General features: G+C 39.6%; 13 protein-coding genes. 11 read left to right on the forward strand and 2 right to left on the reverse strand.

Translation table 11 applies throughout. The features are described 5' to 3' along the window. The first annotated feature begins 126 nt into the window (after positions 1 to 126). The 3 genes from R2Q70_RS10775 (at position 127) to R2Q70_RS10785 (ending at position 3,985) form a co-directional block, all read left to right on the forward strand. Positions 127 to 1,671, forward strand: coding sequence for a glycoside hydrolase family 10 protein (locus tag R2Q70_RS10775; RefSeq protein ID WP_316807592.1), 1,545 nt, complete (start codon positions 127 to 129; stop codon positions 1,669 to 1,671). A gap of 79 nt (positions 1,672 to 1,750) precedes the next feature. Then, entirely contained in the window at positions 1,751 to 2,911 is a 1,161-nt protein-coding gene (locus tag R2Q70_RS10780) for a DUF5009 domain-containing protein (protein ID WP_316807593.1), read from the forward strand. Positions 2,912 to 2,968: 57 nt separating this feature from the next. Then, positions 2,969 to 3,985, forward strand: a complete 1,017-nt coding sequence (locus tag R2Q70_RS10785) for a LacI family DNA-binding transcriptional regulator (protein ID WP_316807594.1) — start codon at positions 2,969 to 2,971, stop codon at positions 3,983 to 3,985. Positions 3,986 to 4,046: 61 nt separating this feature from the next. Here the strand turns inward: R2Q70_RS10785 and nagB are convergent, their stop codons facing one another. Beyond that, complete coding sequence (gene nagB / locus R2Q70_RS10790; RefSeq protein ID WP_316807595.1) at positions 4,047 to 5,972, reverse strand: glucosamine-6-phosphate deaminase; 1,926 nt, start codon at positions 5,970 to 5,972, stop codon at positions 4,047 to 4,049. A 145-nt stretch (positions 5,973 to 6,117) separates the two neighbouring features. Here nagB and R2Q70_RS10795 point away from each other — a divergent pair, with 145 nt between their 5' ends. The 3 genes from R2Q70_RS10795 to R2Q70_RS10805 all read left to right on the forward strand — a co-directional run bounded on the left by R2Q70_RS10795 (position 6,118) and on the right by R2Q70_RS10805 (position 11,854). Then, positions 6,118 to 7,314 carry an anhydro-N-acetylmuramic acid kinase gene (locus R2Q70_RS10795; protein WP_316807596.1) on the forward strand — a complete coding sequence of 399 codons (1,197 nt, stop codon included), beginning with the start codon at positions 6,118 to 6,120 and terminating at the stop codon, positions 7,312 to 7,314. 109 nt (positions 7,315 to 7,423) lie between these two features. Continuing rightward, complete coding sequence (locus R2Q70_RS10800; protein ID WP_316807597.1) at positions 7,424 to 10,543, forward strand: SusC/RagA family TonB-linked outer membrane protein; 3,120 nt, start codon at positions 7,424 to 7,426, stop codon at positions 10,541 to 10,543. A 15-nt stretch (positions 10,544 to 10,558) separates the two neighbouring features. Then, positions 10,559 to 11,854, forward strand: coding sequence for a RagB/SusD family nutrient uptake outer membrane protein (locus R2Q70_RS10805; RefSeq protein ID WP_316807598.1), 1,296 nt, complete (start codon positions 10,559 to 10,561; stop codon positions 11,852 to 11,854). A gap of 42 nt (positions 11,855 to 11,896) precedes the next feature. On the opposite strand, the gene R2Q70_RS10810 is transcribed toward R2Q70_RS10805, so the two are convergent. After that, positions 11,897 to 12,643, reverse strand: coding sequence for a DeoR/GlpR family DNA-binding transcription regulator (locus R2Q70_RS10810; protein ID WP_316807599.1), 747 nt, complete (start codon positions 12,641 to 12,643; stop codon positions 11,897 to 11,899). A gap of 232 nt (positions 12,644 to 12,875) precedes the next feature. Here R2Q70_RS10810 and R2Q70_RS10815 point away from each other — a divergent pair, with 232 nt between their 5' ends. From R2Q70_RS10815 to R2Q70_RS10835, 5 genes are all read left to right on the forward strand, one after another. Further along, on the forward strand, positions 12,876 to 15,968 hold the full coding sequence (locus R2Q70_RS10815; protein WP_316807600.1) for a SusC/RagA family TonB-linked outer membrane protein: 3,093 nt from the start codon (positions 12,876 to 12,878) through the stop codon (positions 15,966 to 15,968). Between the two features lie 31 nt (positions 15,969 to 15,999). Beyond that, on the forward strand, positions 16,000 to 17,580 hold the full coding sequence (locus R2Q70_RS10820; RefSeq protein ID WP_316807601.1) for a SusD/RagB family nutrient-binding outer membrane lipoprotein: 1,581 nt from the start codon (positions 16,000 to 16,002) through the stop codon (positions 17,578 to 17,580). 15 nt (positions 17,581 to 17,595) lie between these two features. Then, on the forward strand, positions 17,596 to 18,360 hold the full coding sequence (locus tag R2Q70_RS10825; RefSeq protein WP_316807602.1) for a DUF4397 domain-containing protein: 765 nt from the start codon (positions 17,596 to 17,598) through the stop codon (positions 18,358 to 18,360). A 269-nt stretch (positions 18,361 to 18,629) separates the two neighbouring features. Further along, positions 18,630 to 22,097, forward strand: coding sequence for a TonB-dependent receptor (locus R2Q70_RS10830; RefSeq protein WP_316807603.1), 3,468 nt, complete (start codon positions 18,630 to 18,632; stop codon positions 22,095 to 22,097). Between the two features lie 11 nt (positions 22,098 to 22,108). Further along, positions 22,109 to 23,953, forward strand: coding sequence for a RagB/SusD family nutrient uptake outer membrane protein (locus R2Q70_RS10835; protein WP_316807604.1), 1,845 nt, complete (start codon positions 22,109 to 22,111; stop codon positions 23,951 to 23,953). Positions 23,954 to 24,004: the final 51 nt, after the last annotated feature.

The raw sequence follows: 24,004 nt of genomic DNA on the forward strand, positions 1-24,004 counted from the left end.
CAGGGCGCAAATTATAATTTTTAATAAACTTATAAGAGTTTTTAAAAAAAATCGTTTAATTGCTAATGTTGATTTGTATTAAAATTAACACAAATACACATCCCGAATAAAAAACAAGACATAATAATGCTTAAAAACTTTCTATACGCACTTTTATCTTTTATTGTAATACCTTATATATTAAATGCACAACCTTTAACAAAAATTGCACCAAAAAGAGAGTTTAGAGGCGTTTGGGTGGCTACCGTAACCAATATCGATTGGCCATCGCGGCCTGGTTTAACCATTGATCAGCAAAAACAAGAACTGATTGGCATTATGGAAAGGCACAAAGCCCAGGGCATGAATGCCATCATTTTACAGGTTCGGCCAGCAGGCGATTCATTTTATGCCAAATCAAGAGAACCCTGGAGCCAATGGTTAATGGGCAAACAAGGTTTGGCGCCAGCGGCTGGCTATGATCCATTGGCATTTGCCATCAAAGAAGCACACTTTAGAGGGATGGAATTACATGCATGGTTTAACCCATACCGTGCAAGTATGAGCAGCAGCAGCGTTTTACATGAAGATCATGCCTTCCGGAAACATCCGGATTGGTTTTTTACCTACGGCGGAAAGAAACAGTTTGATCCGGGTATTCCTGATGTAAGAGAATATATTGTGCAGGTAATTTTAGACGTGGTGAAAGGTTATGATGTGGATGGAATTCATTTTGATGATTATTTCTATCCTTATAAAATTGAGGGACAAAGCATTAATGATGCCGCTACCTTTGGTAAATTCCCCAATAACTTTACTGACATCAGAGACTGGCGCAGAAACAACGTAGACATGTTGATTAAACAACTTGATGACAGCATTCACCATTATAAAAAATGGGTGAAGTTCGGTGTGAGTCCATTTGGTATTTGGCGTAACAAATACGAAGACCCAGAGGGTTCAGCCACAAGTGGTTTATCAAACTATGCAGAACTTTTTGCCGATAGCCGCAAATGGGTTAAGGAAGGCTGGGTAGATTATATTAATCCACAGATATATTTTACATTTACCAGAAGGGTGGCACCTTTCGGAACATTGGTAGATTGGTGGAGCAATAACAGTTATGGCAGGCATGTTTACATTGGTCAGGGTGCTTACCTGGTAAATTCAAGGGCGGAAGCCGCATGGAAAAACCTTTCGGAAGTGCCGAGGCAAGTACGCTATCTCCGGGAGAGTAACCGCATACAAGGCAGTGTTTACTTCAGTTCAAAATCATTAAGTACTGTTGCCAGATCGGTTGCCGATTCCCTTAAAAATGATCTGTATAAGTATCAGGCCTTGCCTCCGCAAATGCCCTGGTTAGATGAAGTTCCACCGAATGAGCCACAGGCTTTAACTGTTGATGCACTTAAAGATGGGGTTCATTTGAAATGGCAAAATCCGTTGAAGGCTAAGGATGGCGAAACCGCTTCAGGTTTTGTGATTTACCGTTTTGCAGAAGGGGAGAAGATATCTACACTTGATCCGAAAAATATTCTCAAAATCAGTTTTGAGGACTATCTATCGTTTATAGATACAACAGCTGAAGCCGGAAAAAGATACAGTTATCTGGTTACGGCCCTTGATCGGTTGAAAAACGAAAGCGATCCTAGCGGACCAGTCGGTGTAGAAATTCCTTTGGCAAAAGAATAGGTTGGGTCGAATTATCGTGATTAATATTTCGCTTTATAAACACAAAGCTTTAATTTAGTTTGATCAACCAAAAAAAATCATGACCGACCCTAAACAACGATTGCTTTCTCTTGATTTTTTTAGGGGATTAACTGTCGCTGCAATGATTTTGGTTAACAACCCAGGCAGTTGGGGCCATATTTATGCGCCACTGGAACACGCCGAGTGGAATGGCTGTACACCAACTGATTTAATTTTCCCATTTTTCCTGTGGATTGTAGGCGTATCAATTGCCTTTGCGATGAGCAGCAGTAGAGCAAACCCAGCTACACACCAAAAAACAATAATCAAAGCCATTAAACGCGGTTTTACACTTTATTTACTGGGCTTTTTTCTCGCTATATTTGGTAAGCTGATGGCGGTGATGATTGATGGGAAAAGTTTTGTGGAAGCTTTTCAAACTGTTCGTTTATTAGGTGTGCTACAGCGTATCGGGATTGTGTTCATTTTAAGCAGTATCATCTTTCTTAAATTTTCGAACAAAGCAATCTTTAAACTTTTTATTACCATTCTTGCGGTGTATTGGGCATTAATGACTTTTGTTCCGGTTCCAGGCGTTGGTTATCCAAATTTGGAAAAGGAAACTAATCTGGCCGCATGGATTGATCGTGGAATTTTGACCGAATCGCATACTTGGGCAGCTGCAAAAACCTGGGATCCTGAGGGTATTTTAAGTACGCTTCCGGCAATTGGAACCTGCTTATTCGGGATATTGGTAGGTGTGTGGATGCGTAGAAAAGATATTGACAACGCAACAAAGGTAGCCTGGCTGTTTACCGCGGGAATTGCTGCGGTTATTTTGGGCTTACTTTGGGATCTTCAATTTCCAATAAACAAATCACTTTGGACGAGTTCTTATGTGCTATATGCAGGCGGGTTGGCTTCCATTGGACTTGCACTTTGTTTTTGGCTGATAGATGTTCAGGGCTACAAAAAAATCACCACGCCTTTTGTTGTTTATGGTGTAAATGCAATAACTGTTTTTTTTCTTGCCGGATTAATGCCCCGCGTTTTAAACCTGATTAAAATTACGAATGCCGATGGCTCCAAAACTGCATTATTAGAAAAGTTTTATACCACTTTTTATACCCCATATTTTTCACCTATCAACGCATCATTAGTATGGGCCATCACTTATGTGCTTGGGTTTTATATTCTGTTATACGTCATGTATAAAAAGAACATCATCATTAAGGTATAATTCCTAAATTACCTGGCCGGTTGCATATGGTAAACGGGTACTTAAATGCTTTAATAATTGAATAAAAAGACAACCATATACGATATTGCTAAAGCACTTAATATTACGGTTTCGACGGTATCAAGGGCGTTAAGCGGTTTCCCTGCAATAAGCGATGCAACAAAAAAAGCGGTAATTGAAACAGCGAAGAGGCTTAATTACAGTCCAAACAAACTTGCTTCTGCATTAAAATCAGGGAAAACACATACTGTTGGCGTAATTGTTCCAAGTGTACAGGCTCAGTTTTTTGCTTCCATCATCCATTTTATTGAGGATGGCTTAAAAGAATATGGGTACCGCGTAATTATTTATCAGTCAAATGAATCGGTTGAAAATGAAATTAATGGCGTTAGAACATTGTTAGAAGCGCAGGTTGATGGCATTATTGCATCAATGTCGCTAGAAACCGTTGATGTTGCACATTTTGAAGAAATCATTAACCAAAACAAACCACTCATACTTTTCGATCGTGTTCATGGTGTTTTGAATGTTCCGACAATTACCTTAAATGATTTTGAAGCCGGTTATGTAGCTACTCAGCATCTCATAAAAATAGGCTATAAAAACATCGCTTTCATTACCACTGTCCATCAAATTCAAATTTTCAATAATCGCTTGCAGGGATATAAGGCGGCATTAGCTGATCATCAGTTGCCACTTTTGGAAGAGTATATCATCTATGGAGGATTATCTGTTGCAGATGGTGAACTAGGGACTGAGAAATTGCTGCAAATGAAAAATAAGCCAGATGCAATAGTTGCTGCCGATGATTTTACGGCATTAGGTGTAATTAAAAAGTTAAAAGAAGTGGGTAAAACACCACCAGAAATTGGTGTGATTGGTTTTGCTAACGAAGTTTTCTCCGAATACATTAGCCCAAATTTGTCTACAATAGACCAACAACCCACACAAATTGGAAAAGAGTGTGCAAAAATGTTCTTAAAAATGATTAAGCAAGAAAGGCCTTATCAGCATATTGAACATGTTGTGTTAAAGCCAACGGTTGTTGGCAGGCAATCAACACTGAAAATCTAACTGCTGAATTTATTAAAAAAAATCCCCGCTTCTTGTAAAACGGGGATTATATTGTGATGATTTAGTCTTGGAATTTCCACCGGACAAAAGCTTCCATCGCTTCATATTCTGCTAAACCTAAATCGTCGTAAGCTTTTGCGGTTTCACGGTTACGGTCTTCAGCACGTTGCCAGAATTCTCTCGAATCATCGCCAGGAAATACTGCCCTATCTTTCTGGCTCTGGTGTTTGAAAATCGCATTTCTTTTACGCTCTAATTCCTGAGGAGAAATTGGAACAGCCATCTCAATTTCATGAGTTTCAAATTCATGCCATGCGCCACGGTACATCCACAACCAGCAATCTTGTGCCCATGCTTCGGTTTTACGCAAACGCGTTAATGCCTCCAAAATAATGTTAAAACAAACGATGTGCGTTCCATGTGGGTCTTCAAAATCTCCAGCCGCGAAAACCTGTTCGGGTTTTACTTGTTGTAAAAGCTCCATTGTAAGCTCAATATCGGCATCAGTAACCGGATTTTTCTGGTTTTTCCCACTTTCATAAAATGGAAGTGCCTGGAAATGAATATGATCATCTTCTAAACCGCAATAGCGGGCGCCGGCAATGGCTTCGCCTTTTCTGATTAAGCCTTTCACGGTCTGAATCTCTGGCGTATCTACCTGGTTAGGTCTTTTATGGTCGATAAACTCTCGCATGCGATTGTAGAGATCTTTCAAATGTGTATTGTCTAGCCCCATCTTTTCCGTAAAATCTACATTGAACTCCACGAACCGTAATGCATCATCATCCCATACGGCAGTATTGCCAGATGTTTGATAAGCCACGTGAACATCATGTTTTTGATCAACCAGACGGATGAATGTACCACCCATCGAAATTACATCATCATCAGGATGTGGAGAGAAAATAATTACCCGTTTTTTAGCAGGTTCAGCTCTTTCAGGGCGCTGAGAATCGTCAGCATTTGGTTTTCCTCCCGGCCAGCCGGTAATGGTATGTTGTAGTTTATTGAAGATATGAATGTTGATATTATAAACTGGGCCTTTTTCGGTAGCCAGTTGCGCCATACCATTATTGTTATAATCGTCTTCCGTTAATTTCAGAACAGGTTTTTTGAGCGTATTGGCTAGCCAGATCACCGCTTTGCGAATCAGGCTATCAGTCCAAACACAATCTTTAACCAGCCAAGGCGTATCAAAACGGGTAAGGTCGGCAGCTGCAGGAGTATCTAAAATAAATTCGACGTGTTCCGAAAGTTGCAAATAAGTCGCCGGAACATCGCCAGAGATTTCGCCTTCAACAGCTTTTTTAATAATTGAAGCTTTTTTACGGCTCCAGGCCATTAAAATGATTTCTCTTGCTTTGAAGATGGTACCAATACCCATGGTAATGGCTTTGGTTGGCACAAAAGCCTTTCCGCCAAAATCGCGGGCAGCATCACGGCGGGTCAAATCATCAAGCGTAACCAAACGTGTTCCAGAGTTTGGTGCAGAGCCAGGCTCATTGAAGCCAATGTGACCGGTACGACCAATACCCAAAATCTGAATATCCAGTCCGCCAAGGTCACCGATTTTCTTTTCGTAATCTAAACAGAAAGCCGGAATATCCTCTAAAGGAAGTGTTCCATCCGGAATGTGAACATTGTTCTTATCGATATCAATGTGATCGAAAAGGTTTTCGTTCATAAACGTAACGTAACTTTGCGCTGCTGTTGGCTGCATTGGATAATATTCATCCAAATTAAAAGTAATTACATTTTTGAAACTTAAACCCTCTTCTTTGTGCAGTCTAACCAGTTCGGCATAAACTGCAATTGGGGTAACACCTGTTGCTAAGCCCAGTACTGCAGGTGCGTTACTTGCTTGTTTTGATTTAATGAGGTTGGCAATTCTATGCGCCACATTAATGGAAGCAATTTTTGGATTGTCGAACACGCTGACAGGGAGTTTTTCAAAACGTGTCTCCTCCAGTAGATTTAATCTAGCCATTTTATTTATGGATTTTAATGTACGGAGCAGTAAATATAGAGAGTTATGCCCGAATTTTAACAAAGGTTATTTACTTTTATTGCAAGTATTTCCATAAAATTCATCTCAAACCGCAAACAAACGTTTGATCATTTTTTAAATAATTATGAATATTCAGATACAAAATCTTTATACCAAAGCCCAAAAGGAGCAACGATTAATTATTGGCCTAATGAGTGGAACATCAATGGATGGTTTGGATATTGCACTGTGTGCGGTTAGCGGGAGTGGTGCTGAAACTGCAATCGAAATTCTTGCATTCAAAACGGGTGGTTATACAGATGACTTCAGGGCTAAAATTAAAGCCATTTTCTCAAAAAAACAGGTTGATCTGGAGCTGGTTTGCCTGATGAATGAACACATAGCCAACACACATGCCGAACTGATTAACCAGGCTTTAAAAGAATGGGGTTACAAAAATGAGGATATTGATTTTATCGCGAGCCATGGGCAAACCATTTTTCATGCACCAAAGTCACTTCATAAACTAAAGGATTATCCAAACGGAACATTGCAAATTGGCGATGGCGATCATATTGCGGTGAAAACGGGGATTATTACCCTATCCGATTTCAGGCAGAAACATTTGGCTGCAGGAGGTGAGGGTGCCCCGCTAGCGGTTTATGGCGATTACTTGATTTTTTCAAAAAAAGATGAAGACCGGGTAATGCTCAATATTGGGGGCATCGCAAACTTTACCTATTTACCAGGAAACCTTAAGGCATCAGAAATTTTTTCAACTGATGTTGGGCCAGGTAATACGTTGATGGATCAGTTTATGCAACAGCATTACAACCAGTTTTACGATAAAGACGGAGCAGTTGCGAAATCTGGAACAATGAACGAGGTCTTGCTAAAGGAACTATTAAAGTGCGATTTTTTTGAGATTGCTTTTCCAAAAACCACTGGTCCAGAGCTTTTTAATCTGGAGTATTTAAAAAAGGCTCAAGACCAGTCATCTACACAAAATATAAGCACAGCTGATGTAATGGCCACACTTTGTCACTTCTCGGCAGATAGCATTTCAGCGGCAATAAAAAAATGTTTTGGTAATGAGGCAAAGGCTCAGGTTTTTATGAGCGGTGGCGGCATGCATAATCCGCTGCTGGTAGAATTGTTAAAAAAGAACCTGCCACATTCAAATTTCTTTACTACGGATGATTTAGCCATTAACCCTGATGCGAAGGAAGCTGTTTTATTTGCCGTTTTAGCCAATGAGACGCTCTGTGGGCAACCCATCAACTTTGGTAACAGGCAAGGGGTTCCATCGGTTTGCATGGGGAAAATAAGTCTGCCGGCTTAATACTTTGTTATTATTTTGTAAAGCGCTTTGCTTCGAATTAAAATTTGCTTTGTTGGGTATTTTACTAAATTTGTTAAAACTCTAATATTAATCAACAAAACCAAATTTTATGGAAAAAAGTTACCTAAAATGGTCAACAAGATTTTTTGCAATTTTGATGATCCCATTTCTGCTGCTTTTATTTACAGGGATGGCCCAGGCACAAACCAAGCGCTATACCATTAGTGGTAAAGTTACTGATGCCGCTAACAACGATCCGGTTCCTGGCGTTGTTGTTAAAATCTTAAATACAAACTTAGCAACCAGTACAAATGCAAACGGTGCATACACTTTCTCTGTTGATTTGGCCGCTGGAAATTATCAGCTTCAGTTCTCGTTTGTGGGTTACAAGAGCAAAACTCAATCCATCACATTAGGTACAAGTGATCAGGTCCAATCTAGCACGAGCTTAAGTGCCGATGCAGTAGGGCTGGATGAAGTAATTGTAACCGGAACTTCACAGGGAACAACGAGAAAACAACTAGGTAGTTATGTGAGTACGGTTAAAGGAGATGATTTAAATAAAGCGCCGAGTGGAAATGCTTTAGCTTCGCTTCAAGGAAAAACGCCAGGTGCACAAATCAGCCAAAACTCTGGCGATCCGGCAGGTGGAATTTCAGTTCGGTTAAGAGGGGTAAGCTCAGTAAACTCATCATCTGAACCCTTGTATATTATTGATGGTGTAATTGTAAACAACTCTACCACCAGGGTAACCAATACTTCAGCCAATTATGATGGAGGAAACTTCGTGGGAAGTATCGGCCAAAATAGAATGGTAGATATTAGTCCTGCAGATATTGATCGTATTGAGGTTTTGAATGGTGCAGCAGCTGCAGCTATTTATGGATCGAGAGCCAACGCAGGTGTAATTCAGATTTTTACCAAAAGAGGTAAAACCGGCGTGCCACAAGTAAGTTTTAACACCAGTTTAACTATAAGTGAACTGCGTAAACAAATTGATGTGAATCAATCGCCAACAAAATTTGGTGGTTCGGTTGATTTGGTTACGCAGGATGTCTTAACCCCAACATTAACCACAACAACACCGGTAACCCGTTACAATTACCAGGATTATATTTTTAGAACGGGAGTTGGAACCGATAATTCGGTATCAGTTTCTGGTGGAAATGACAATACAAAATTTTATACTTCGGCAGGTTATTTTTCTAATCAGGGAATTATTAAAAATACTGATTTCAGAAGAATGAATTTCAGGGCAAACCTGGATCAAACCATTAACAAATGGGCAAAATTAACTGCGGGTTTTAACTTTGTTCATAGCGATGCTAATGAGAAGCCAGATGGAAACTCCTTCTTCTCGCCAATGAACTCGGTAACGATCATCGGTAACTTCCACGATATTTTTGCAAGAGATGCCTTGGGTAACTTAAAAGCGATTGGAGAACGCGGCCGTGTAAATCCGGTTTCTGTAATCGAGGATATAAAACAGCGCCAGTTTACTAATCGCATTATCGCAAATACAGGTTTAAAACTAACGCCGGTTAAAAATCTAACCATCGATTACACCATGGGCGTTGATAATTCGATACAGAATGGAACAACTTATATCCCACCATTTGCATATAATGTAAGTACAGGTTTTTATGGTGGTGGTCCAACTTTAGACCCCTCATTAAATGGTTATGCCAGTGCAGCGAACGCAACTACTACTTTATTTAACAACGAGTTGAACTTTACCTACGATACAAAGATTACCGATTTATTGAGTTCAACCACGCAATTGGGTGGTTCTTATCAGTACCAGAAAGATCTTTTTAGCTTACTTAACGGCCGTGGTTTAGCGCCATTTGTTCAGGTGGTAAATGGAGCAAGTACTATTCTTCCAAACAGCGATAGCCGTTCAGAATTTTCTATTAGTGGTGCTTATTTGCAACAAAACTTTAAGTATAAAGATCATTTGTTTGTAACTGGAGCAATCAGAGTTGATCAATCTACTGTGTTTGGTGAGGCAAACAGAACGCAATATTATCCAAAAGCAAATGTGAGTTATGTGCTTTCGTCTGCAGATTACTGGAAAGATTTTGGCGTATCATCCTGGTGGAATGCATTCAAGCTACGGGCTGCTTATGGGCAATCAGGTAACTTAACAGGTATCGGAGCTTATGAAAGGTTTAATGTATACCTACCAAGTGCGTTAAACAGTAAAACTTCATTAACATCCCTAAGTACCTTAGCTAATACAAATGTAAAGCCTGAACGTCAAAAAGAATTAGAAATTGGTACTGACATGGCCTTCTTTAATAATCGTTTAGGACTAACTTTTAGCTATTACAATAAGAACATTAGCGATTTTTTACTCCCGGTAGTAATTGCACCAACAACTGGCTATTCAAGCTTGTTAAATAATATCGGTGGAACACTTAAAAATAAAGGTTTTGAACTAATGCTGACAGGTGTTCCATTGAAAAGTGATAATTTCTCATGGACCTCAACCGTGATCTTCAACAGAAACAGAAATAAAATTGTGGGTTCAGGTGCGCAAAGGTTAATTGCAACTAACGCAGGTGCGCCGGTATCTATTACAGATGGTTATCCGGTAGGTGTATTCTACGGAACGTTTTTCGCCCGTAATCCTGATGGAAGTCTGTTGTTGAATGCTCAAGGCATTCCGCAAACAGAGAGAGGAACTCAAACATCAGCTACAACTTATGAAACTTCGAGAACTGGAGGGCAGCCTACAGGAACCGTTCTTCGTAAGGTGATTGGCGATCCAAATCCGGATTACACAGGGTCGTTTGTGAACGATTTTACGTACAAGAAATTAAGCTTACACATTCAATTGGATGCTGTTCAAGGCGGTGATGTATGGAATGCAGATTGGAGAACCCGCCAAGGAGTAGGTAATGGCAAGGTTGCAGAAGCAGAACAAACTGGTCAATTACCAAGGGGTTACGTAGCTGGTGCATATAATGTTGAAGAATGGCGTATCGATGATGGGTCGTTTGTTAAACTAAGAGAAATCTCCCTGAGCTATAATATCGGCCAGGTTAAATTTATCAAAAGCTTAACCGTTAACTTAAGTGGCAGAAACCTGATTTCGTGGGATAATTACAAAGGTTACGATCCGGAGCTGAACTCTGGTGGTCAGTCGACAATTTTAAGAAATATCGATTTTGGTTCTGTGCCAATTCCACGTACTTACTCATTAGGTTTACAAGCAAGGTTCTAAATAAAAAAACTTATTATGAAAAATTTAAAATCAAAATATATAGGTTATGCATTTCTGCTTACAACTGTTGCTTTTTCAAGTGCTTGTAAAAAGGAATACTTAAACCCAAATGCAGCTACCGCTGATGATGTACTGACCTCGGCGAAGGGATTAACGGGTGTTACCGTTGGTTTGCAAAAAAACTTTTCCACTACCAGGGCAGGTGTTCTATATGCCTCGATTACGTTAAACGGATTAACAACTAATGAATTGATCTCTATTAACACGGGGAATACGAATGAAGAAAGACTGGTTGCCGGGGGTGTTCAGGTTGATGGGACCAATTCGGTTTTGTTGAATGTTTGGGCCGGGTCGAATAAAATTATTTTCGATGCGGATAATGTGATCAACAATGCTGCTAATCTGCCAGATAAGAACTATGCGGCCGGTTTAATTGCACATGCCAGTATTTTTAAAGCTTTGGCCTTGGGGAATTTATCTGAGTATTGGGAAAGAGTTCCGGCGTCTACCGGGCAGAATGTGGCTTTTATTAGCAGGGTTGATGGATTCAACAAAGCTATTGCCACCATTGATAACGCGTTGGCGGTAATTGCTGCGAACCCAATCAGCACTTCATTTAGCGGAAATATCCCGGCAGGTATTGACATTCCAAATACGTTAAATGCCCTGAAAGCCCGTTATGCATTATTTGCGGGTAATTACACATTGGCATTAACTGCAGCTAACGCGGTTGATTTAACTAAAAGATCTACTTTTACTTACGATGCGTTGAACTTAAACCCGATTTTTGAGATCGCGACCTCGACAAACAATGTTATCCAACCGAAAAATTTAAGTCTGGGTCAAACAGGAGCAAATGTTCCGGATGCGGCCGATCAGCGAATCCCCTTTTACACTGTCGTAAATACGACGGTTCGGATTAATGGTTTCGGAGCAGGTACGTTTACACAAATTCCTGTTTATTTGCCTGGAGAAATTACTTTGATTAAAGCAGAAGCTTATGCACGACAAGCATCGCCAAACTTAACGAGTTCGTTAACAGAGCTTAATAAGGTTGTCACCAAAGCTGCAGCGACAGATCCTTTCGGCCTAGGAGCGAACTTGCCTGCCTTAACCGGAACTTATACCCAGCAGCAACTTTTAGATTTAATTTACAAACACCGCAGTATTGAGCTTTTTATGTCGGGCTTGAAACTTGAAGATATGAGAAGATTTAATCAGCCGCTGGCAGATCGCAAACGTAATTTCTTTCCTTATCCTTTTCAGGAGAGAGACAACAACACAAATACACCAACCGATCCTGCTTTCTAAAAATGAGCAAAAGGGTTTCGAAATTTCGGAACCCTTTTTTATTTACAAAATATTAAGGTCTTTTGTACGATAGTTGGCCAGTGCATCATTCTGCTCATCTAGTTCAGTTACTAAATAGCTGATGCTTTCAATTGGGCAAACTTTTAATCTTAAAGAAATATCTAATTTTTCAGAGATGCAAAGCACCGCAGTCTTTTTGGAACAGGCAATCATTGCCTTTTTCAATTGGTTAATTTCCCAGTACGTATCTGTTAGCCCATCTGTAGGATGGATAGCACTGGTTCCCATCAAACATAAATCAGCTTTTATTTCAGATAATTGTGTAATCACATGCCCTCCGTAAGTTACCTGTGAGTTTTTAGAAAATAATCCTCCAATTAATACAACTTCAATATTATCATATTTCGCCAACTCAACGGCTACCAGCGGACTTATCGTAAAAAAAGTAGCTTCGATTTGTTGTGGCAGCTGCTTCACAAATTCTAAAATTGTGGTTCCGCCACCCGTTAAAACAACCATCCCATCTTTAATTAATGAAATAGCTTTTTTAGCAATGCCAATTTTGCTGTCTCTGGCATAAACCGTACTATCATCAAATGAACTATGGTAAGATTTGGAGAGTGCGCCGCCATGAACTTTAAATAATTTTCCTTCATCAACAAGTTCCTGAAGGTCTCGCCTGATGGTATCCTCTGAAACATTTAGCAATTGTACCAAATCAGAAGTAAGCACTCGGTTGTGCAAATTGATTTGGCGCATAATAAAATCATGGCGTTCTTTTTTAAGCATCGTAAAGTTTGGTTTACACGAAAATAAAAATACTTTTCAATAATTTGCGTGTTTATGCGTTTTTGTGCAATTAAATATCGCTACTTCACACTAAATAGTTCAGATAATTGTTTTTTATATTAAAAACATTCATCATATTTACATAACTATTATTAAGTATGCGGTAATCTGCATGTTTAATAAACCGGAACAAACAACAACCCCTATAAACCAACTTTCTTACTAACTAATTATGAAGAAAAAACTACTCTTTAGTTTTATCGGTATGGTTATGCTCCTTGCTCAAGTATTTGCGCAGCAGGCAACCATCACCGGCAAGGTCAGCTCTGGCGATGGCCCAATTCCTGGCGTATCCATACGTGTAAAGGGAACCTCAATAGTTTCGCAAACCAATAGCGATGGGAATTTTACCATCAAGGCACTAAAAACAGATGAACTTTCTTTCTCTTATGTTGGCTATAAAACGGTAGAGCGAACAGTAGGCAACAGTACTGTAATGAATGTGACTTTGCAGGCAGACGCCAGTACTCTTAATGAAGTTGTGGTGACGGCGTATGGGATTGATAGAAACAAAGCCAGTTTGGGCTACTCAACACCAACAGTAAAAGGAGATGAAGTAACTCAAACTGGTAGAGAAAATTTTGTTAATGGTCTTGCAGGTAGGGTACCAGGCCTTTTTGTAAACCAAACTTCGGGAGATCCAGGAGCATCATCGCAAATTATTTTAAGAGGTATAGTTTCTATGACAGGCGACAACTCTCCTTTGATTGTATTAGATGGTGTGCCTATTGACAACTCTGTTTTAAATCAAGGCAATACAGCTATGAATGGAAACAATAGAAGTCAGGATTACACCAACCGAGCATCAGATATTAATCCTGCAGATATTGAGAGTTACACGATATTAAAGGGGCCTGAGGCAACGGCGCTTTATGGTAACTTAGGCGCTAGTGGCGCAATTGTAATTACTACCAAAAAGGCAAAGGCAGGAAAATCTAGCGTTTCATACAATGGCTCTTACAGAATAGAAACTGTTAATAATGCGCCAGAGGTACAGCAGGTATATGGACAAGGTGATGCTAATGGTATTTTTAATGGCGGATCATTTAACTTCTTTGGACCAAAGTATGCTGAAGGCTTGCCAATATATGATAATGTCGGTGCGTTTTTTAGAACGGGATCTGCACAAAAACATAACGTTGTAGTGGAGGGAGGCAAAGAAAGTTTAACTTATAGATGGTCTAATGAATATACAGATAATAAAGGTACTATTCCAACAACACGTTATCAACGATTTGTTTCTTCGGTAGTTGGTGTGATACCAGTTTCTGATAAGATAAAAGTAACCACTAGATTTAGTTATACCAACGCTTATAACAAGAAAGCAAACAAGGGTGCCCAAGGTTACTTAATGGGGCTGCTGCGTTTTCCTTCAAGGTTTGATGTTAACAATTGGATTGATCCAGTTGGAAATAGAGTAACTACAACAGGAACTATCTTTCTTGAGAGCGATAACCCATTTTGGGATGTAAACAAAAATCTATCTGAAGATAAAACAAATGCAATTGTTGGAAATGCCAACCTTTCTTATAAACCCACAAAATGGTTGTCGATAACAGGTATTTTAGGAACAAATTTATCAAATACTAATGGTATCACGGTTTATCATACACAATCTTATTCTGGCTCGGGCAGTGCAGCCACCCCAACTGGAGGTACAGTTAATACCTATCAGCAACAGAATAAAAGATTAGACGGCTCTATTACCGCTAGTGCAACTCACAAGTTTGGTAAATTCAACAATACCTATATCGTTGGAGCCAACTTTTCTGATGTAAATAATACCACAAATTCGGCGAGAGGGCAGAACATGTTCGATCCTAATTTTTACAGTATAAACAATACACTTCCATCAACACAATCAGCACGTCTTTTCATTGGAAGGTATAGAAACGCAGGGGTGTTCGGACAAGCTGTTTTGGGTTATCAATCATTACTTTATCTTACCGTTTCTGGACGTGTTGATGCAGCCTCGAGGTTAATGCCGAACAACCCTTATTTTGCATATCCATCGGCTAGTTTAGCTTTTAATTTTACAGAGCTTGAGGAAGTAAAAAAATTAACATGGCTGAGTAGTGGGAAATTAAGAGGTTCTTATGGTATAACAGGTAAAGAACCTTATAAGCAATATGCTTTAGCTACGAGGTTGCTTACGGTAAATTCTACTGGTGGTGGGTTTAATTATGATGCCGCAAATGGTGGGAATCCGGATCTGGTTCCTGAACAAACTCGGAACTTTGAAACCGGTATCGAGATGGGTTTTTTAAAAGATAGAATTAGTGTAGACTTTACTTATTATAAATTAAATAGTCACAGGCAAATAATAGCACCTCGAATTAGTTATGGAACGGGTTCGGTTATTAGATTAATGAATGGTGGCGATGTCGTGAATAAAGGTATTGAAGTTCAATTGAAAGGATCGCCGTTTAGATCTGCTGGATTTAGTTGGGATATGACTTTAAACTATACCAAAAATAAAGGTACCGTATTGTCCATCGCTGATGAGTTGCCAGAGCTTTATGATTCTGATACTTGGGTAGCAAATGGTTTGAGAGGAGCTGTTTTTCCAGGGGCGAGTACGTTGGCAATTGCTGGCTGGGTTAACCAAAGAAATAATAGAGGAGATTTGTTAATAAATCCTGCTACCGGATTGCCTATATTGGGTAGCGATCAGGATTTTCCAGTAATTGGAGATAGAACGCCTAAATATAATTTAGGCTTCGTTAATAACCTTACCTTTAAAAATTTCAATATTTCTTTTCTGCTTGATTTAAGAGTCGGTGGTGATGTTTATAACCAAACTCAATACGAACTGTACAGAAGGGGATTAAGTGTTAAAACTTTAGATCGAGATGTTCCACGTGTTGTAACAGGAGTATTAAAGGATGGTTTGGAAAATACTAGCAATCCTACAATAAATACAATTCTGGTAACACCATCAGCTAATACCAACTATTATAGTTCAACAACAAGCGGTATTGCACCAGAAATGTTTGTCGAAAAGAATATCAAATCTTTAAGATTAAGGGATGTTACTATTGCATATGATTTTCCTAAGAAAATGTTATCTAGAACTAATTTTATCCAAAACCTAGGCGCTTTTGTAACACTTACGGACGTGTTCCTAATTACAAACTATTCTGGAACTGACCCCGATGCAAACTCTAACAACCCTTCGTTGGGTGGTGCAGGTGGTTACGGTATAGATTATGGTAATATGGGCAGGCCATTAGGCGTAAATATTGGTCTTCGTTTAAAATTATAATGATAAAAAAATGAAATCTCTAAAAATAATAATGTTCACAGCTATTGTAATTGGTTTTACAAGCTGTAAAAAATGGCTCGATATCAATGTCGATCCGGCTACGCCACAAACTACTAAAGCAGAATATTTGTTGGCGCCAATTATGTTTCAAATGGCAAACAATACTGCTACAGATAATCGATTGATTTTTAAGTATACCCAAGATATGTTTGGCCAGGATGTAACGAGTTTTACTATTGCATGGGAAAAACATGGCTATCAATCTGCCAGTGATTTAGGCGGATCAATGTGGAGAATGGTTTATATCAATTTGGGCCTTAATCTCGAAGCGATGATTAAAGATGCTGAAGCAACTGATAAATGGACTTATGCCGGAATTGGATATGCGATAAAAGCTTGGAGTTACCAACTTTTAACGGATGCACATGGGCCAGTTATTCTTGATGAAGCTTTTGCAAATCAATTAAAATTTAAATATCAAGATCAACCGGAAGTATATGCCAAAGTTAGGTTGTGGAGTCAAAAGGCTTTAGAATGTTTTAATAAAACAGATGCCGCTGGTACAATTGCCTTGCTTGCAGGTGTTTCGGGTGATCAAATGTATAAAGGAGATCGTGTAAAGTGGAGAAAATTTGTATACGGTTTGTTGGCTCAACAATATAGTCACTTAATTAACAAGGCCGAGTTTAATACTCAATATGCAGATAGCGTAACAAAATATGTCGATTTATCTTTTTCTTCAGCCGCTGATGATGCAACTATCACTTTTGGAGGTACAAACGCTGCAGATTCAAACCCGTTTAGTCAAAACTTTGGTATGTATACTGCTACTTCTACTGCAGCCCCAACCTATGGCAGAATCGGCCAACCGATCGTTAGTTTATTAACTGGTGGAGTTAGGGGTACTGCTGCAGTAGATCCTACTGTTCCAGGTGTTGACCCAAGGCTAACGAGAATGATGAATCCGATTCCAACAACAGGGATTTACAGAGGTGCATTGCCCTTTAATGGCACAGCAACAACACCGCATATTTTAGGCGCTTTATCTGGAACGTCAGTTTTGCCGTTTCCTGGTAAATATATTTTTTCTAATAGCGCAAGATATCCGATTATGAGTTATGCACAACTTCAGTTAGCTAAAGCGGAAGCACAATTTAGAAAAGGAAATTTGGCATCAGCATTTACATCATATGTTAATGGCATAAGAGGACACATGGAATTTGTAAATCTTTATGGACGTAATGGATCACCAGCCGCTGCTACAATATCCGCAACGGAAATTAATGCCTATTTGGCAAGTACTGAAGTTGCACAAAATGCTACAGCGCTAACAATAGCTGATATCATGCAGCAGAAGTACATTTCGCAGTGGGGTTGGGCTGGTATGGAGCAATGGAGCGATTTACGCAAATATCATTATGATCCATTGGTGTACAAAACATACAGACAACTTGAAGTTGGCGATTTCTTTGAAAGAAATAATGGTAAGTATGCTTATAGGTTAAGACCAAGATATGCATCTGAATATATTTGGAATCAAGAAGAGTTAGCAAGATGGGGTGGCTTGGCTACCGACTATCATACATTAGAAACATGGTCAAACCTTCCATAATAAAACCTAAAAAAAATGAAGTCAATTATAAAATATATAGCAATTATAGTCATTGCATCTATTGCAATTTCTTGCAGTAAGAATGAGATTAATTATGGGGAGTTCGAAATTCTCAAGGATGACCAAGCGATGTTGAAAGTTAATTATAATATTGCCTATGGTGCAGATCCCAATGTGCAAATCAATATAAACGGTAAACGTGTTAGCACACTTATCAAAACGAGATATCCCTATCCTGGAGGTGGCTATGGTACATTGGGCGATTCTAGGCCAGATTACTTGGTGATTCAGCCCGGAGCATCTGAAGTATCCATTTCCATTCCTAAACGAGGTACAAGTATTGATTCTGTCGTATTATACAAAACAGGAATTTCTACCGAGGCTGGCAAATCATATACGCTCCATTTAACAGATACTGCTGCAAATACAAAAAGCTTGTTGGCAGTTGATAATTTTGTTTTGCCCGATTCGGGATTTGTGAAGTATAAATTTGTTAATCTGATGCCAAATGTACCTTCAGTTGATTTGTATTATGGAACAACTTTGGTTGTGGCTAATATCGGCTATTTAAAGGAAAGTGAATTTTTTATTAGACCAGTTTTAGCCGGTACCGCACTTGCTTGGACAATTAGGGCGAGTGGCGGAACAACAGCATTAGCAACTTATACAAGCGCCAGTACTTTTTTAAACAGAAGAATCTATACAGTATTTGCAACAGGGTATTCTGGTCGAACTGATGCAGTAAGAAAACCTTATGTTGGATTTTTCTTAACCCGCTAACTTTTACATAAAGTCCTATCAAGGCCAACCTCAAAGGTTGGCCTTTTTTGTTTTACAGATTTAAGGGAAGGCGTATATAATTCCTGTTACCTAAAGCGCTCATAGTCAATATTTATGCGCTTTTATGCGTTTTTGTGCGGTAATAAAAATTTTGTATATTGAAATTTACAATTTTAAAAAAATATTTAGTGATATTTACTTGAAATATTGCTGTTTTATGCGGTATTAAAAAAAACTAATCATTCTAACAACATTCTAAACTTACGTTTATGAGAAAAAAATTACTATTCATTTTTCTTGGTACGTTTTTGCTGCTGGCTCATGCCATAGCGCAGCAGGTAACGGTTACCGGCAAGGTTACATCAGATGATGGACCAATTCCCGGTGTTTCCATTCGAGTTAAGGGCGGTGCTGCCGTTGCACAAACCAATGCTGACGGTAGCTATTCCATCAAAGCATCAAGCGGCGATGTACTGGTTTTTTCATACATCGGCTATGTCACACTGGAAAGAACCGTGGGATCAGGCACAACGGTAAATGTAAGCCTTAAAACAGATGCTCAAGGCCTGGATGATGTGGTGGTGGTAGGTTATGGTACCCAACGTAAGGGTAACTTAACAGGGGCTGTCTCTACAATCGATGTTAAAAAAACTTTAGAAGGCAGGCCAATTGCCGATGTAGGAAGAGCATTACAAGGTGCGGCTTCGGGTTTAAGCGTAACCGTACCAAGCGGCGAAATTGGATCTGACCCTGTTATCAAAATTCGTGGTCAGCTGGCTTCGTTTGCCGGAGGGAGTTCACCGTTAATTTTGGTTGACAATGTTGAAATTCCAAGTATCCAACTGGTAAATCCTAACGACATTGCATCAATCACCATTCTAAAAGATGCTGCGGCCGCTTCTATTTACGGTGCCAAAGCTGCTTTCGGTGTGGTATTGATTACCACCAAACAAGGTTCAGGAAGTGATAAGCCATCTATTAATTATTCAAACAACTTTTCTTTTCAAAATGTATGGAAAGATTTAAAGATGGCAGATGTAAATGGTTTAAAATACACTGTTGATGCTTCTGAACGCGTAGGGATTACAACACCAACTGGTGCATTCTATTACGTGGATAGAGCAAGTTATGAAAAAGCTGTAGCCTGGAAAGAGAGATATGGCAACACGATCGGTCCGAACGACCCAACAGTATTCGGAAGAGATTGGTATGTGCAGGGTGCAAATCAAAAAATGGGTGTTAGAACATATGATCCTTATGATTATATGATAAAAGAATGGGCACCTACACAACAACACAATTTATCCGTTGGAGGAACTACAGGAAAAACCTCATATAATTTAGGCTTAGCTTTGTTGGATCAAAGTGGGATGCTGAAGCCTGCCAAAGAAGATCGCTTTACCCGGTACAATGCTTCACTAAAAATTTCAAGTGAAATTAACAAATACCTAACCATTCGTGGAGGTGCTTTGTATTCAAGAAGAAATAAACAATATGCCTACTCAACTAACTCCACAACAGCCGATCCATGGTTGTACCTGTATCGCTGGAGTTCATTGTATCCATTAGGAAAGGATGAAAACGGTGATGCAATTCGTAGTCCTGAAAGTGAAGTTGCTGCTGCAAACACAGCAAACATCCTGCTGAATTATGCAAATGTGAATTTGGGAACTACTGTAAACATTATGAAGAATTGGAAAGTTGATTTCGATTATACCTTCACCAATCAAAATGAAGACTGGAAGCGTCCAGGTACAAGGTTTACAGCCAGAAACTCATGGGTGGCGCCGAAAGCCCGTTTAGATGCAAACGGTGCACCAGTTTATGTAAATGATATGGGTCAAGTGGTATCCAGCACTACTGCTGGTGCTATCGCTGCTTACGACTTATCGCTTGATATGTACACTACACCAGGCTCAAGTCCGGATCATTTCGCCAGAACAGCGACTAATTTCTTTATGCATACGATCAATGCATTCACAACTTATAATTGGAATATTAAACAGGATCATGATTTCAAATTTATCCTGGGTCTAAACCGTGTTGCTTCCACTACAGAATCTCAGTTCGGCATGATTACCAATCTGGCCGATATTATTAATCCACAGTTCAAATTTGGAACGGGGGTACAAACGGTTATACCAGCTACAACGGCGATGGGGTTAATACCAGGTGGAGTAAGTATTCCGGGTTCTGATAAGAGATGGGAAGCACAGTTAGGTTATTTCGGCCGCGTGAATTATGCATTCAAAAATAAATATTTAATAGAAGGTAACTTGCGTTACGATGGCTCTTCGAAATTTCCAACAGATTTGCAATGGAGATGGTTCCCGTCCTTTTCTGCAGGTTGGGTAGCCAGTGAAGAAAGCTTCATGTCATGGACCAAGCCTGTTTTAGATCAGTTAAAATTCAGGGGTTCATGGGGTTCTATCGGTGACCAAACTGTTCCCAACGGTTTATACATTGCAACCATGCCAAGCGGTCAATCAACCTGGATCGGCGCAAACGGTGCAAAAGTAAATTTTGTAGGCACACCGGCAGCAGTTGCTGCAGATATTCAGTGGCAAGACATTGTAACAACGAACGTGGGTGTTGATGCAACTTTACTAAAAAATAAGTTAAACGTTTCATTTGATGTTTTTCAAAGAAGTACAAACAATATGATTGTGCCTGCAGAGGGCATACCATTAACATTTGGAGCCGGAGCACCTCAGGGGAATTACGGATCTTTAAAAACGAGAGGTTGGGAGTTAACAGTTGATTTTAACCATAGATTCAAAAATGGTTTAGGAATTAACTTCAAAGGAAATATTTCTGATGCTAAAACAAGATTGACCGCCTACGGTTCAGGCACCCAGGTTACGGGTAACTATAATGGCAAAGATATCGGTGAAATTTGGGGATACCGCACAGATAGGTTATACCAGATGGGCGATTTTGAACTTGATGGAAGTGGAAAGCCTATCTTAATTACATTAACCGCTGCCGAAAGCAGATTAAATGCTGGAAAACAGGCTTATAAACTAAAAGCTGGGCCAAATGGCGAAAAACCAGTTTACCAACCATTTTTACAAAATTCAGCAAATTTCCGTTTTGGGCCGGGTGATGTAAAATTTCTGGATGTAAATGGTGATGGTGAAATTAGTAACGGCGATGGAACCTTGGCTAATCATGGAGATCTTGAAGTAATTGGTAACTCAAATCCGAGTTATGAATACGGATTTAGATTGGGTGCCGATTTTAAAGGTGTTGATATCAGCGCCTTCTTCCAGGGGGTTGGAAGTCGCAAGATTTGGGGAGCTGGATTTTTAGCCATTCCGGGTTTTAACTCTGCTGATGGCGCCATGCCGGAAGCAATTGCGGGTAATTACTGGACACCTCAAACACCTGATGCTTTTTATCCGGCAGCGTACAATAATGCCGCAAGTAGCACAACCAACAACATGCAGGTGCAAGATAGGTACTTATTAAATATGGCTTATTTAAGGCTCAAGAATTTAACCCTTGGTTACACTTTCCCTCAATTATTAACTAAAAAGGTTGGAATCAGTTCGCTGAGAGTTTATACCGCCTTAGAGAATTTCTTTACCTGGGATCATTTGGGCGATTTGCCGATCGATCCGGAAAGTGTAAGTGGTTATTCACTTTGGGATCAATCTAATTACAATAGCGGTCGTACCGGAACCGGAATTCCAGCTTTCAAAAGTGTTTCTTTTGGTTTACAGTTAACTTTTTAAAAATAATGAAGATGAAATATTTCAAATATATATATGGCTTACCGGTGATGGTATGCCTGTTTCTTGCTTCTTGTAAAAAGGATGTTTTAGATCGTCCACCATTAACAGATTATGTAGATGGACAATACTGGCGTGGGGAAGATGATATTCGGATGTATGCAAATGCCTATTATCCAAACTATTTTAATGGCTATAATTCTGGCTTTACTGCTGATTATACTCCGGTAAGAGGATATACCTTTTCCGATGATTTAACAGGGAAAAATGTGCAATCAAACTTTGAAAGCAGTATCCCTACATCTAGAGGTTCGGCTGCAGAAGGTGCAGAATGGCTGGCAACTTATGCCGGACCAACGTGGAACTTCTCATGGGTACGAAAATCAAATGTGATGATTAACCGTTTGGATAACGTAGCTAAACCTAAAATTTCAACCGAAGCTTATAACCATTGGTCGGCTGTTGCACGTTTTTTCAGAGGTTTTGAGTACAGCAGATTAGTAAGTGTTTTTGGCGATGTTCCTTATTTTGATAAAGAAGTTGCCGATACTGATTTAGCTACTTTATACAAAGATAGAGACGCAAGAGGTGTGGTGATGGATAAGGTTTATGACGATTTTAAATTCGTAATGGCTAATATTCGTGAAAATGATGGGGCACAATATTTAAACAAATATATCGCTGCTGCATTTATCTCAAGATTTATGCTTTTTGAAGGCACGTATGAACATTATCATGGCTTAGATGCTGCAAGAGCTAAAAAATATTTGGAGTTTGCGGTAGAAGCAGGAGATTATGTAATCAACAGCAATAAATACAACTTCACCCGCGACTTCAAGTCTATCTTTTCAAGTGATAATCTTGCCGGTCATCCCGAAGTATTGCTTTACAGAACTTATGATGCGGCCTTATCCGTTACCCATAGCATTGGCTCGTACCAAAACGGAACCGAAGTTGTAGGTGTGGATGGAAACTTGGTTTTGATTAAGTCATTCCTATTAAATGATGGAAAAGTTTGGCAAAATTCTGCTGTTACAGGTGCAAACTCGTTCACTATCGCTGATTTGGTGAAAACCAGAGACCCACGCTTTGAAGCTTCATTTTATGATAAGGCTTTGGTGCCGTCGGCTACTTTGCTATATGGCTTCAAATTTGCTTCAAGAGATGCCCTTACCTATATCGGTAAAACTTATCCGGCAGCTTGGGGAAGTAATACCAATACCAGTGATGCGCCAGTAATTCGTTTAGCGGAAGTGGTTTTAAACTGGGTAGAGGCAAAAGCAGTATTGGCTCAATATTTTGGTGCGGCAGCGGTTACGCAGGCAGATTTAAATAAATCTGTAAACGCAATCAGAAATCGCCCGTTGGATGCTGCTGCCATTGCAAAAGGCGTTTTAAAAACCGCACCTTTAACCATTGGTTCACTTCCTGTCGATCCTGCCCGTGACGCTGATGTTCCTGATTTAATTTGGGAAATCCGCAGAGAAAGACGTATGGAATTCGTTTTCGAGCACACCAGGTTACTGGATTTAAAACGTTGGAAAAAACTGAATAATATGAACTTCAGCACCAACCCGGATTATTTTCTGGGTCCTTGGGTGAATGTACAAACAGAAGCTCCGGCCTACCTTACACCTGCTAACGCGACGGCAGGAAACGTTAAAGTAAAAAAGGCAGACGGCACTATTGTTACGTATAATGGAACAAACGCAGCAGCTATGGTGGGTTATTGGATGGTTACCAACGCAACAAACAGAAATGCATTTACCGACCGTGCTTATTTAGCACCAGTTGGACAAGCGCAAATTATTCAATACCAGGAAAAAGGGTATAAACTTACACAAACCACTGGCTGGTAACAGCTCAAAAATGTAATACAAAAAGAGCCCTCGTTTAGAGGGCTCTTTCGT

The organism is Pedobacter agri (assembly GCF_032678665.1).
In the GTDB taxonomy this organism is placed as follows: Bacteria; Bacteroidota; Bacteroidia; order Sphingobacteriales; family Sphingobacteriaceae; genus Pedobacter; species Pedobacter agri_A.

Coding starts and splice junctions, on each gene's coding strand:
- R2Q70_RS10805 (WP_316807598.1), top strand. CDS start 10,559: ATGAAAAATTTAAAATCAAAATATATAGGTTATGCATTTCTGCTTACA.
- R2Q70_RS10810 (WP_316807599.1), bottom strand. CDS start 12,643: ATGCTTAAAAAAGAACGCCATGATTTTATTATGCGCCAAATCAATTTG.
- R2Q70_RS10780 (WP_316807593.1), top strand. CDS start 1,751: ATGACCGACCCTAAACAACGATTGCTTTCTCTTGATTTTTTTAGGGGA.
- R2Q70_RS10830 (WP_316807603.1), top strand. CDS start 18,630: ATGAGAAAAAAATTACTATTCATTTTTCTTGGTACGTTTTTGCTGCTG.
- R2Q70_RS10800 (WP_316807597.1), top strand. CDS start 7,424: ATGGAAAAAAGTTACCTAAAATGGTCAACAAGATTTTTTGCAATTTTG.
- R2Q70_RS10835 (WP_316807604.1), top strand. CDS start 22,109: ATGAAATATTTCAAATATATATATGGCTTACCGGTGATGGTATGCCTG.
- R2Q70_RS10795 (WP_316807596.1), top strand. CDS start 6,118: ATGAATATTCAGATACAAAATCTTTATACCAAAGCCCAAAAGGAGCAA.
- R2Q70_RS10815 (WP_316807600.1), top strand. CDS start 12,876: ATGAAGAAAAAACTACTCTTTAGTTTTATCGGTATGGTTATGCTCCTT.
- nagB (WP_316807595.1), bottom strand. CDS start 5,972: ATGGCTAGATTAAATCTACTGGAGGAGACACGTTTTGAAAAACTCCCT.
- R2Q70_RS10775 (WP_316807592.1), top strand. CDS start 127: ATGCTTAAAAACTTTCTATACGCACTTTTATCTTTTATTGTAATACCT.
- R2Q70_RS10825 (WP_316807602.1), top strand. CDS start 17,596: ATGAAGTCAATTATAAAATATATAGCAATTATAGTCATTGCATCTATT.
- R2Q70_RS10820 (WP_316807601.1), top strand. CDS start 16,000: ATGTTCACAGCTATTGTAATTGGTTTTACAAGCTGTAAAAAATGGCTC.